Source organism: Pseudomonas sp. 2,4-D (genome assembly GCF_030418155.1).
Taxonomy (GTDB): domain Bacteria; phylum Pseudomonadota; class Gammaproteobacteria; order Pseudomonadales; family Pseudomonadaceae; genus Aquipseudomonas; species Aquipseudomonas alloputida.
Genome location: NZ_JAUHUI010000002.1, coordinates 102,942 through 114,788, shown reverse-complemented (window position 1 = coordinate 114,788; position 11,847 = coordinate 102,942). Strand labels below are relative to the sequence as shown.

The 11,847-nt window shown below is 59.4% G+C and carries 14 protein-coding genes; all 14 read right to left on the bottom strand.

Annotated elements, in window-relative coordinates:
- Positions 1–32: 32 nt before the first annotated feature.
- A complete protein-coding gene (locus tag QYE47_RS02790) occupies positions 33–515 on the bottom strand; it encodes a hypothetical protein (protein ID WP_129932366.1) in 483 nt (160 codons plus the stop codon).
- An 11-nt stretch (positions 516–526) separates the two neighbouring features.
- Positions 527–3,625, bottom strand: a complete 3,099-nt coding sequence (locus QYE47_RS02785; RefSeq protein WP_301158872.1) for a host specificity factor TipJ family phage tail protein — start codon at positions 3,623–3,625, stop codon at positions 527–529.
- Complete coding sequence (locus QYE47_RS02780) at positions 3,597–4,016, bottom strand: hypothetical protein (RefSeq protein ID WP_129932368.1); 420 nt, start codon at positions 4,014–4,016, stop codon at positions 3,597–3,599. The genes QYE47_RS02785 and QYE47_RS02780 overlap by 29 nt, the downstream gene beginning before the upstream one ends.
- A gap of 2 nt (positions 4,017–4,018) precedes the next feature.
- Positions 4,019–4,501, bottom strand: coding sequence for a DUF1833 family protein (locus QYE47_RS02775; protein ID WP_129932369.1), 483 nt, complete (start codon positions 4,499–4,501; stop codon positions 4,019–4,021).
- Positions 4,498–6,918 carry a phage tail tape measure protein gene (locus QYE47_RS02770; RefSeq protein WP_301158871.1) on the bottom strand — a complete coding sequence of 807 codons (2,421 nt, stop codon included), beginning with the start codon at positions 6,916–6,918 and terminating at the stop codon, positions 4,498–4,500. The genes QYE47_RS02775 and QYE47_RS02770 overlap by 4 nt, the downstream gene beginning before the upstream one ends.
- 79 nt (positions 6,919–6,997) lie before the next feature.
- On the bottom strand, positions 6,998–7,348 hold the full coding sequence (locus QYE47_RS02765) for a superinfection immunity protein (RefSeq protein WP_301158870.1): 351 nt from the start codon (positions 7,346–7,348) through the stop codon (positions 6,998–7,000).
- Positions 7,349–7,645: 297 nt separating this feature from the next.
- Positions 7,646–8,116: a phage tail assembly chaperone family protein, TAC gene (locus QYE47_RS02760; protein ID WP_301158869.1), complete on the bottom strand. Its 471-nt coding sequence runs from the start codon at positions 8,114–8,116 to the stop codon at positions 7,646–7,648.
- 3 nt (positions 8,117–8,119) lie between these two features.
- Complete coding sequence (locus QYE47_RS02755) at positions 8,120–8,611, bottom strand: phage tail tube protein (protein ID WP_232862692.1); 492 nt, start codon at positions 8,609–8,611, stop codon at positions 8,120–8,122.
- A 62-nt stretch (positions 8,612–8,673) separates the two neighbouring features.
- Entirely contained in the window at positions 8,674–9,042 is a 369-nt protein-coding gene (locus tag QYE47_RS02750) for a DUF3168 domain-containing protein (protein ID WP_301158868.1), read from the bottom strand.
- A complete protein-coding gene (locus QYE47_RS02745) occupies positions 9,039–9,533 on the bottom strand; it encodes an HK97-gp10 family putative phage morphogenesis protein (protein ID WP_301158867.1) in 495 nt (164 codons plus the stop codon). The genes QYE47_RS02750 and QYE47_RS02745 overlap by 4 nt, the downstream gene beginning before the upstream one ends.
- A complete protein-coding gene (locus QYE47_RS02740; RefSeq protein ID WP_301158866.1) occupies positions 9,526–9,864 on the bottom strand; it encodes a phage head closure protein in 339 nt (112 codons plus the stop codon). Before QYE47_RS02740 ends, QYE47_RS02745 begins: the two co-directional genes overlap by 8 nt.
- Positions 9,861–10,178 (bottom strand): head-tail connector protein, encoded by a 318-nt coding sequence (locus QYE47_RS02735; RefSeq protein WP_301158865.1) that lies wholly within the window; start codon positions 10,176–10,178, stop codon positions 9,861–9,863. The genes QYE47_RS02740 and QYE47_RS02735 overlap by 4 nt, the downstream gene beginning before the upstream one ends.
- Entirely contained in the window at positions 10,171–10,596 is a 426-nt protein-coding gene (locus QYE47_RS02730) for a HeH/LEM domain-containing protein (RefSeq protein WP_301158864.1), read from the bottom strand. The genes QYE47_RS02735 and QYE47_RS02730 overlap by 8 nt, the downstream gene beginning before the upstream one ends.
- Positions 10,597–10,634: 38 nt before the next feature.
- Positions 10,635–11,837 carry a phage major capsid protein gene (locus tag QYE47_RS02725; protein WP_301158863.1) on the bottom strand — a complete coding sequence of 401 codons (1,203 nt, stop codon included), beginning with the start codon at positions 11,835–11,837 and terminating at the stop codon, positions 10,635–10,637.
- Positions 11,838–11,847: the final 10 nt, after the last annotated feature.

Genomic DNA, 11,847 nt, shown 5'->3' with positions numbered 1-11,847 from the left:
GCGAAAAAAAGCCCACCGAAGTGGGCAGAGAATTAGGTAGCCGTGGCGCCTGGCCACGACTTGGTGTACCAGCGCTCCAGCAAGGCTCGCAGCTGGGCCGTCATTACCGTGATCGACATACCGGCGAGCAGCGAGGTGAACTCTGCCTCGTCAACGATGGGCAGTTCGAACAGCTCCAGTTCTGCAGTGTAGCGCCAGAGGTCGACACCCACTAGCTCCGGCACCACTGGCGTATCCGTGAACCGAGCCCGGGTCGGCTGCAGGCCCAGCGGTGTTTTGAGCGGACAGAGAAACCAGTCCGCCCACTTGATTCCCCACTTGCGCCAACCGTCGAACAGCTTTGCCTCGGTGGCCGTGAACATCCAAGAGACGTTCACCAGGGTGGGAACCGTCCGGTAGCGCCGGCGCTGCATTGCTCTGCCGGTAACCAGAGGCGTTCGCTCGATGGGGCTCACCGGTGCGAACCCATAGCCCTCGCGCAACGGCAGCGGAAGGTTGTCAGGTATCGAATGCATCAGGCCCTTCCTCAGGTCGGTGCAAAGTTGTCATCGTCCGCATAGACCCGCGCGTCATAGTTCACGGCCTCGACATCGGCGGTGAAGTCATTCTGCTTGATGGATTCGATCAGGATCGGGTAGCTCCACCGGGTAGTCGTTCCGAACTGCAGGTGAGGCGGCTCGATGTCCCACGACAGATCCGGAACGAAGTCGAGCTGAGGAACCGTCAGCCTGGTCTCGTCGACCCGGGTTGCCGGCCATGGGCCGCTTAACGTGCCATCTGGGCGGCGAAGGCCAACAACGTGGTTGGCCCCCTCCTCCCACGGCAGCGGCTCCGAACTCTCCAAAAGGGTCAGGTCATTGCCCTCCTGAAGGTCGATCAGCAATGAGCTCTGCCCGTATCCAGGTATGTCGTCGGAGGCGGCGCAGTAGCTCTTGTACCGGCTGTTCATCGCGGCGAGCTCCGTAGAGAACGTATAGCCGTGACGTTGGTACTTGTACCGCCGACGCTGCCGCATCCCGATCCGCCAAGCCCGATCCCGGTTAATCACCCCTCTCAGCGTGATCTTCTCTGTCTTCAGTCCTTGGTCACCAGGTAGACGGCACTTCACTGTTTCCTTCTGCCAGGTGTCCTCGTCCATGTACTCGACATCTACCCCGTCGTAATCGTCTGGCCGCACCGTAGTGAACTTACGGATCAGTCTCGCCACCATGCTCTGCGGCGTGTACAGGTGCTCGTACACCGACCGAGGTTCGTCACGCACTGGGCGTATCAGCCCACGGTCTATGGTCAACTCAGCAAAGCCGGCCATCAGTGCAGTGTTTAGCGCCTCAAGCACCGTTTCTTGGCCATTCACCTCAAGGTCGAATTTGTCACCACGCGCCCGCCATATAGCATCCAGGCGGTCCAGTTCGGCCAGGTCAAGGTCGTCGTCGGTATAACCAATGCTGCGAGCGACGTGAGCGAGCCATGGCACGATGTCCCTGGTGGGCGTTTCGACAGCCCAAGCGCCTCCGCTGCGCACCGGCAGCACCCGGGTTGAGCGCACCGAGACCATCGTCTGGGATTGAGCCGAAAGCCGGTTGCTGCCCTTGATGTAAACCACCATGACCGTGACGCCTTCATAGCGCCGTGGCGCTCGCTCGATTCGGGCGCGCAGGCCAAACCACTGGACCCGGTCCTGCTTGTTGGAACTGGTCGACTCCTCGCCGATCCGACGCACGCGCACTTCCGGGCGCATGAAGGTTGGCAGCGAGATTTTGCGGGTGTAGCCCATCTGGTCCGGTGATGTGGCTGTGTAGGTCGTAGTCACGGATGTCCAATCGCCCGCTGTCGCGATGTCGCGGTACTGGATCTCGACCTTGACGCTGACCTGGCGTGGGTTGCCGTTCTTGTCCGTGTAACGGATCAGCCCCTGCGGGAAGAAGAAGTCCACCTCAAGCCGGCGGGTGACCTCCCCAGGGGGCAGCGCAGCGATCGGGCCTGACCAGTCACCTTCGGTGGTAGAGCCATCGAGGACAATGTTCACGTCATTGGTTTCAATAGGGTCGAAACCGCCCCAGCTACCGTCCTCGGCGCCGGTGTCAGTCAAGCGTGCGACGGTGATGGCGGACGGCCCGTGCGCTTCGTTTTCCGGAGTGTCTTCATCATCATCCTCAGAGTCGTCGGAAACGGCAGTGATGCGATACCGAAGGTCGCGGTAGCCGATGGTCGATAGCAACTCCCCGACCTGCAGGCCGACAACCGGCGCACCGCCGTCGTATGCCAGGGTCATCTTCGCGAACTGGCCATCAGTCGCAGCTTCCGACTTGGTGCCGGTTACGAACACCGGACTGGCCCCGAAAATGTCCGAAGTCGTTCCAGTAAGGCCCAGCCCAACGCCGCTGAAAGGCGCGGCTTGCTCGGCAATACGCAGCAGACCAGCAGAAGCACTGGCCACCAGCGGCGTACCAGCCAATGCACTGTTCACCGCCGACACCAAGCCGGCCAGGTTGGTGGTGGCCGTATTCAGCGTCACAGGAAACGTGCTCGCGCCGCGAGTCACGGTGAAGCTCAGCGGCACAACATCGAAGTTGAAGCGGTTCGGCGCCGTGCTGCCGGTCACCATGGACGCGCTACCGGGCACTTCCGGAGAGCCAGGCACTGCCGGGTCGTAGGTGGCCACCACATACTCCCCAGCGTTGGCACCGGCAATTTCGATCTTCATGCCAACAAAGGGCAGCAGCATAGGCAGGTGTTTGCCGCTGATCACCGTTGCGCTGCCATCGGCGGGTGCGGTGAAAGTGTACGGGTAAGGCACCTCAATGCGAGCGATCATTCCGCCAGCCCAGCCAACCGGGAACCACCCAGCGCCATCCGGGACGGTGATCACAAAGTCACTCGCCTGGACGGCATTGCCAGAGAACTGCTGCTGGATTGCGACCGTGGTAGTCAGTGTCAGCCCAGCATTGCCGGTGTTGGTCGCCCCAACCTCGGTTGCGCTATGCCACCACTGGGCGGCTGTCTCGCTGGCCAAGTCTTCGCCAGGGCCATAAATCGCGTAGCTGGCGGTACCGCCAAGGGAAGCGATCGGCGTGTCACCGACCAGAATATCGCTGGGCAACACCTGATATTTGCCCCTGCCGATGCACAACAGCAATTCCGCCCATTGCTCGGTGGGATCACCGAAGTATCGATGAACCGGCGCCAGCAGGTCCGGGAACCGTTTCGGCGAGCCTGCCAGTTCTGGTATCACATCATTCAGTGCGGGCAGGTTACCCTTCACCGTCGACAGGTTCAGCTCCTTCGAGCTCCGGTTCTGCATGTTGGGCGTGGCCGGCTTAACCGGGTCGAAAGGGTTGCCCAGGCCAAACAGCTTGGCCAGCGGACCAGGCTTGAAGATAGTCTTGAGAGAGCTGCCCTTTGGTTCGATGTAGATTGCCACTTGGTCATCCGGCCCAACCTCAGTTTCACACCAGGCGGACGGCTCAACCAGTTCGCCGTTCACCAGGATGCTGATCGGCGGTACCGGCCTTGGCTCGTAACCCTTGACCTTGGCCTTCAGCCACGCCTCGAGGGTAGTGGCCTGCTCCAACGGATGGCGCTCAAGCGGCCCGCCTTCAAGCTTGCTCGGGAAGATCTCGATCACGATGGTATTTGACCTTTGGGTAGGATCGCTCGAAGTCGATCAAGCGCATGTTGGTCACCCCTGCAACGGGGTTGGTCTCGAAGACCCGCAGCTCGCCGTCAATCAAGACGACGACACCGACGTGTGTGCACAGCCCGCCATGAATCACGGCGGCAATTGCCCCCGGAACTGGTGGCCCAACTGGCATCAGGTCGGAGTACTTGGCATAGGCCTTGGCTGATGAGCGAAGGTCCCGGCGGTCGATTGGCCCGAAAGAAGGCAGAGGCGGCAGGCCGAGCACCTCCTCGCGGATAGCCAGGACCAGGCCCCAGCAGTCGAGCAGATATCGGCCGCCCACGACCTCACCCCGCGCCCCGTCTTCATACGTCGCGGTGAAATATTTGTCGTACATGGCTACTGGTAGGTCAGTGCTGGAGCGAAATCGGTGGTGTAGCGGAACCTGTTCCACATCATGTTGATCAGGTCGTAATAGCCGGCCTCGATCTGGATCGTAGGTCCATCCATGGTCCCGCCGAACGATGTCATCCGGTATGGCCTGTCAGCGGGCTCGCCGGGAATGCTGTACAGGTACTCGCGGTAAACGATGGTGACCCTGGCCTCGGCTTCGAGTGATGCATCGATCAGTTGCTGCGCTTCACCCGTTACGTTGTCGATAACGAAGGTCAGCGTCTGTGCACCGCTGTTGTCCTTGGCTGGCAACGCCACGTCGATGGCCGAGGCCAGGAACGTGACTGTTTTGCCAGCTTCGGTCGTGGCCCGGAAGTCTTCGAAGTCCTGCACTAGGTAAAGCGTCTTGTCCCAGGCAGGGCAGGAAATCTCCAGCGTTGGAACTATGTCATCCCCGCCCGAGGCATAAACAACTTCAAGCGCCGTCATTTTGGGTCCCTCCTCAAGCCGTAGGCAGCCCCGGCGGCGCGACTCACCTTGCCGGTGCCGCGGGCGAACCCGCTGGCGATCCTGTCCTCAGCAGCGTCAAGGATTACTGCCAATTCGCCTTCGGACATCTCCCGGCGAGCACGAACCGGCGGAGCGTTGTTGATGATCTTCAGCGCCCCAGGCTGGGTCGAGTTTTTCGCCACGCTATCCAATGTGCGGTCAAGCTTCGCGCTGGTTTCGGCGGTCGTAACCCGTTCGCCCTTCTTCAAGTTCCAGGTGCCATCAGCCGGCACATAATCGATGCCGTCGTGCGCCTGGCCATCCAGTGAGGCGCCAACAGCGGACATCAGCACACCAGCGGCGCCGGCGGCGGCAATTGCAGCACCAGGTGCAATCGCTGGCCCCACGAAGGGAACACCGATCATGGAAACGAAGGCGTTCAGGGCAGCCATGGCTACCTGCGCGGCGGCGAAGGATAGAAGCGCGTTGCCCATGGATTGAATGAACGTTGAGGCGAAGCCCTCGATATCGAGCTTTCCGGTCTCAGCCCACTCGGTGACAGCATCCGTCAGGTTGGCCAAGGTATCGGCGCCGACCTGCTGCATGCTGCCGTACAGGTCCATCGCTGCTTCGGCCTGAGTGGCAAAGCCGCTGAGGAAGCCGGCCGTACCGTTGAGCTGAAGTTTGTCGATGTCCTCGTAGTACTTCTCCTGCATGGCCCGGCGCTCTTCCAGCGCATCATTGAGAATTTTCGTCTCGCGCTCATACGCCGAATCCGAAACGTCGCCGGCTTCGTGCCGCTGCCGTAAGTCCTCAAGCTGGTCCTGGTAGTCCTGCTCGATCGCCAGCAGATCCAGCGCCCGCTGCTTCATCTCGTCGCTGCTATAGGCGTTCAGCAATGGCGCGTCCAGAGCGCGCTGGTCGATGTCCAGTTGCCGCTTCACGCTTGCGCCAAACTCGCTGACCGCCTTGTCATCCTCCTTGGCCTGCTTCAGCTTTTTCAGCTGGTCCAGTTCGGCGGCCAGACCTTTTAGGCGCTCCTGCTGCTTGACGCTCAGCCCCGTGAGATTTCCCGACTCCAGTTCGAATTGAAGCTTGGCGACCTCGGTGGCCACCTTGCGCTTGTCGGTCTCCGTGTTGATCAGCGCGATCTGCCGCTTGTAGCCCTCCTCGGCCGTGTCGAACTGGCCCTGCAGCTTTTTGGCGGCCGCTTCGGCTGCTTTGGCGGCTGCTTGCTGATCAGGAGTTGTTGGCGTAAACGTCCCCGGGGGTGTAATTGTTCCAAGCTCAACTGCTGCTTTTTTTGCATCAATGACGTACTGGCGGATTGCGTCACCAGCCCAAGGCTTGTCGAACTCTTTCATCAAATCTATGACGATTGAGTTCGCCGTAGTCATGTTGCCCACAGCATCGCTAGTTAATTTCGCAGCATCTGCTTTGAAATTCTTTGACATGTCTCCGAACGTGATAGCGCCAAGAATCTTGTTACCAGCGGCGCCGAGTTGCTGAATATAACTGAAAGTAGTTGCGAACCCTGAAGCAATAACTCCAGCAACAACTTTAAATGTTCTTCCAAGACCGTCTGCCAAAGTTGCGGTAACCGCGACAGCTTCAACTAGGTCGTTGGCGAGCTCCTTGACCTTTTTCTGAAGCCCTCCAGCATTAGCGGTGGTATCAGTCAGATCTTTAGAGAACTGCGCCAAAACGGGCATCAGCTCAGCAGCAAGAGCGGTTTTAACCGATCCTAGATATGTCCCTAAAACAGTAAGCTCTGTGCTGAACTGCTTCGCCGCCAGAATGGTTTTTTCGTCCATTACAGCGCCGGCTGCCTCAGCTGCGTCACCATACTTCCTGAATCCCTCAGCATTATTCCGCAGCAGCGGCAGCAGGGCCGTTGCATCACTAGCGATCGCTTCGAGGTAGAAGGTCATGTCAGACTGACTGACTTTTGCTTTCTCTAGGCTGGACACGTAAAGACCCAGAGCCTGGCTACCGCTGAGGTTCTTGAACTGATCCGCCGTGACTCCGACTTTAGGAGCAATCTGCTCAAAAAAATCAGCCATGCCACCGCCGCCGGTGTTTAAAAAGTCACCGACCTTGTCATTCACATCCTTGAGAATGTCAGCAAGCTTGTCTTGTTCAATCCCTACAGTCTTGGCGCCCACCGCCATCTTCTGGAAATCAGTGACGCTGACGTTTGCGACTGCTGCCAGATTAACTATTTCAGACGCCGAATTGACAGCAGAAATGGTCATTGCCGTCAAAGCCGTAATGCCAGTGGCGATTCCAGTACCTATGGCAGTACCAACTGCCTTTGCACTATTCTCAACCTCTCTTCGCCATTTTGCGGAACTGCGCTCCGCCTTGTCCATGCCGGCAACAAAACCGCCTACCTGCGCAATGACGTCCAGAGTCAAAGTGCCTAATGATCTTGAGGCCATCTTTTTCTCCGGGCAAAAAAAAGCCCGCAGAGCGGGCGCATTGTCAATTGTGTGTCTATCGACTGAGTAGCTTAGTTTTCTCCGCTTCAAACTCTTCAGCGGTGAGAAGCCCGCGCTCTCTCAGTTCGGCTAATTTTTCAAGCTTCTGGTATGGGTCTGCTGTTTCAGAGCGAGGTGCCGTCAAATCGCTCGATTCGACGGGGGCCTGCCTTCTTATCGAAGAGACCGACCAAATTAAAGCCGCAAGCCAACCGATGCCAGTCCACCCAAGAAACAGGTTCAGCAGAAAGACTGGTGCTTTGTTGTGATGGCCCCGCAACCAGGCAACGATGAACGGCAGAAAGTACAACGCTACCACCATGCCCTTCATTACGTTGCTCTGCAATGCACCTGCATCGACGACCATGATCCCGAACTCCGTGTAAATCTGGACAATCTAACATATCACCGAAGTGACAAGCCTGATGCGGGATGCAAGGCTATGCCCACGAAGCAATGGCCTCTTCCAGGGAGATCGGTTCGTCCTCATCCTCATGCAGCGCGAAATCCTTCCATGTGTACGGCGCCGGACGCTTCTGCTGGTCACGGTGAAGGTTGGCTGTCAGCGCCGCCAGCATGGCTACCGAGCGCTCAACCCGCATCCCGAGATGCAGCGAGCCGCGGCGCCTACGGTACTTCACCCAGGACCTGAACTCGCTGAGGCTCAGGTTTTCCTTGGCTTGCGCGATCGTCGAGCCCCCGACGCCGGAGAGGACGAGTTCGTGCCAGACTTCGTCTCGCTCGGTGAGCTCTTCGTCTTTCCCAGGTCGTTGACCTCTTGGATGGCGAACAGCAGAGCAACGGACAGGGCGCCGTCAAGCGAACCCAAGCGCTTGGTACTCTCCGGGTCCTTTTCCAGCTCAACTGGATCAAGCGGCCCGTGAGTGATGTCCATCGGGCTGCTGAACACCGGGTTGCCGTGCTCGTCGCAGATAGACGCGGCAATACGGCCCGCAATGCTGTCCTGCCTGCCAGTAGCCGAAAGCACGTCGCTCACCGCCGTCTGGTAGCCCATCGGCCGTACGTAGACGGTGGCGGTGTAATCCGTACCATCCTGGCGCCACTTGATTTCCTTTTCCACCGGCCTGCCAGTGAACGAGCCGGTGCCCTTGAGCGCGTCGAGTGTCAACTTCATGGGTTACTCCTTGATGACCCAGCTGAGCTTGCCGGAGCGCTGAATGGTTGCTGCAGTGCTCACCGAGGTGTTGCTGGCAAAGTCGAACGGGAAATCGGCGACGTAGCCGGCGAACAGGCACCAGGTGCGGGTGGTGGGTAGCTCGAAGTCATCGCCAGCGGCGTTGACCGTGGGAGGGATGTCCTTGCCGTCAGACCAGCCGAGCGCCCAAAGAATGTCCTCATCGTCGTCATCCTGAGACAACTGGAACATGCGAACGTGGCTGGCATTGCGCGGGTCAGCCAAGATGGTGGCCGTCGCCTGGCCAGGGGTGCGCAGCCCCTTCTTGTACTTCCGCTCGGTATCGGCCAGGCAGGTATCGTCAATTTGGTCTGCCGGCGAACCGCCAGGGTTGAACGCGGTGAGGCATTCAACCTCCATCACGGTCCTTGGGCCTGTGCCACTCAAAGGCCGCACCAAAGCATAGAGCTGAGCGCCCTGGGCTTTCATCGACATGGGTTATCTCCAGTCAGAAATAAAAAAACCCGCACTCGGCGGGTATGGGTCAAATGGATACTTCAGCGGGAAACCATCCAGTCCACGTCAAAGCTGGCTCGGTAATTCTCGGTCTCAGGATCGCGACCTTCAACGCCCCAGCGAGTGACGTAGGCATCCAGCTCAATCGCATCTCGGATTACATCCCGGACCTTTCGGGCGGAATCGCCAGTGGCGGCGTACACGTCGACCTGCAGCGTGACGCTGTCTACATCTGGGCGGCCGGCCAGGTAGTTCTCTGGGCTGCCACTGACGATCTGCCAGACAGCGTATGGCTTGGCCACGCCTTCCGGCGCCTCACCGAACGAGTAAAGGCGCATGGCAACGCCGGCACCGAGAAGCGCAGTTACGGCTGTGCTCTCCAAGCAGGCCTGGACGATCGGTGGAGTCATGGGCGTGTAGCCTTCTTCGCGGCGCGCCGGATGGCGCGGTCGATTGCCTTCTCGTACTCGGTGACGAAGGTGTTGGTCACCAGGCTGATGTTGTCGGCCAAGGCCGGTCGCATGAACGGAACTGCTGCCATATTCTCGGTACCGAACTCGATAAGGCGCCAATGTGGCGTAGGCGAATTGGCGGTGGTGTCGACCGTCTCGCCCTTCTTCGCCAGCACTGCGCCATGTTGCACGCCGATCCGAAAGCCGAGGTCGCCGGTGCGCTTGAACAGCCTGCCATTCCAGCGCAGGACGATGTTGTCCGCAATAGAACGGCCGGTAGCGGTATCGTCGATCCTGGCAGCCCCTTCCTTGGCTTTATCGGCCACCACCTGCGCAGCCTTGCGCAGGGCAGCGCGACCACCCTTGCGGCGAACGTCGAAGCTGACCGATTCCAGCTTGCCGAGCAGACTTTCCAAGCCGGTGATGCTGAACTCGACGCCGTCAGCCATCTTTCACCCCTTTCGAGACCAGAATGGTCAGGTATTCACGGCCAGATTCTGGATCTTCCAGCGGCGGACCTTCGATGCTGTAAATCTCGTCGCGATAGACGATGCGCATGGCGGGAAGTACGCCGTGGCGGTACCGGATCACCATCCTGGCTGTTGCCTCGGACTGAGCAGCCTGAGCGGCAATCAGATCGCGTGCCGACAGAGGGGAGACCTGGGCCCATACCTGGGTAAACAACTGCCACTCCGGCTCTCCGAATTCCAACGTCACAGGGTCTCGTGGCGTCACCTTGTGCTGGATCTCGATCCGGTGTCTCAGGTCGCCCGCCCTCATACGTTCACCCAGCGATGCGGTAGCCAAAGAGCATTGGTGGCGAGCGGCAGTTCAGTCGCGATGGTGCCAGTGGCCACCGCCTCGCGGTTTGCGTACCAGTGGCCGATCAGCAGAAGCGCTCCCTGGCGAATCGCCTTGGTGATCGTAAGCGCATTACCTACCGGATCAGGCAGCGGATCGCCTTCTGCAACCAACGATCGGTTGGTCCAGAGTTCAAAGGAGCTGATGGCAGCGTCGGTGTACCCCTGAATCAGAGTGTCTTCGTCGTCGCCATCGACTTTCAAATGCTCCTTGACCAGGTCAAGATCAATCATTTTTCGGGACCAAGGCCTGCAAGGCAGGCTTTAGCAGGCCGGCATCGAATTCGATTTTGTTGGCGGTTAGCCATTCCTTGAGCTTCGGCACTGTCATTTTGAGGGGGTCGGTTTCGTTCTCGGCATCCTTCTGCAGCAGGATCGCTGCGTCGATTTCCTCCTGCGAACTACGCGAGGCATAACCCGCAGGCGGGTAACTCGCCGCCGGATAACCCGATTCCACCCACTCGGCCACGGTCGGACCATCTTCGCGCGGCACCGGCGCGGCCTGGCGGTTCAGATACTCGGCAACGCCCAGATGCTCGACAGCTACAAGCGCACAGCGCTCCGAGACGTCCTGCTCGCCTGCCTTGATTTCCACCACTTGATTGCCGTCTACGGCGAACGGAAACGGTTTCTTCACAAGAATGCTTGGCATAGATCCTCCGAGGAATGGGCGCCACGGCGCCCATCCGATCAGGCTGCGCTCAGGGTCAGAACCTTGATCGCCTGGGAGTCGACGAGCATGCCGCCGACGCGCTTGGTGGTGTAGAAGCCCACGTATGGCTTGTTGGTGTAGGGATCGCGCAGGACGCGGGTGCCGATTCGATCCACGATGGTGTAGCCGCGCTGGAAGTCACCGAACGAGATGGCATTGGCGTCAGCGGCAACATCCGGCACGTCCTCGTTCTCCACAATGCCGTATCCCAGCAGGGTGGATGGCTTGTCAGCCTCGAGGCCTGGTCGCCACAGGTAATTGCCCTGGCTGTCCCTCAGCTTGCGCGCATAGGCGACGGTCAGGTTGGTCATCATGAAGCGGGCGTTGGCCCGATAACCTGCTTTCAGCGAGTGGATCAGGTCGATCAGGTTGTCACCGGTGAAGGCCCCTGCAGCACCGGAAATCAACTTCTGGAGCTTTCCGAAAGCACGAGTCTTGTCGCTGTCCAGAACCAAGTCGTAGGCCAGATAGCCTTTTGGCTTGTTGACACCATCGCCGCTGGTGAAGGCGGCACCTTCCTTCTCCGAGAACTCGCGGGCCACTTCGCCATTCAGCCAAGCCTCGGCATTGAAGAAGATATCGTCCAGGCTGGTCTGGGTAGCCTGAGGGTTGGCGTAGATTTCGCCCATGAAGGCAGCGATCTGACCCAAGGTCGGAGTGCCAGTAGCAGGGCGTGGGGCAGTTTCGCCAACCCAGCCGGAGCCGGCGCCACCCAGGCTTACCAGGCGCTTGTAGTCCGGGGTGCCAACAGTGATCTGGTTACACACCTGGCGCATGGGCGAGGTGTCCTTCAGCAACTCGATGATGCTGCGGTCCAACTCTTCCGGCACCGCGTAGCCGCCGTCCGCATCGTTGCCGATTTGCAGCGCCTTGGCCTGCAGGTCGCCCAGACCTGTATCGATGCCCTTGCGCACGAATTGCATGAATGCGGTCTTGTGTTCGCTGGCGGCCTTAGTGCCGGTGCCGTCAGGACGTTTCAGATCGGCCAGTTCCTTTTCCAGCGAGGATTTCAGCTCGTCGAGCTCACCCAGTTTTTCGTTCAGGGTGTCGACCTGGCCGGACAGCTTGCCTTTCTCTTCTTCCAGACCCTCGATGCGCTTGTCGTTGGTCTTCTTGAATTCGTCGAACTTTTTGCCCAAGGCTTCAGCGACGTCATCGATGTCTTTCTTTTCCACAGCCATGAGAGGCTCC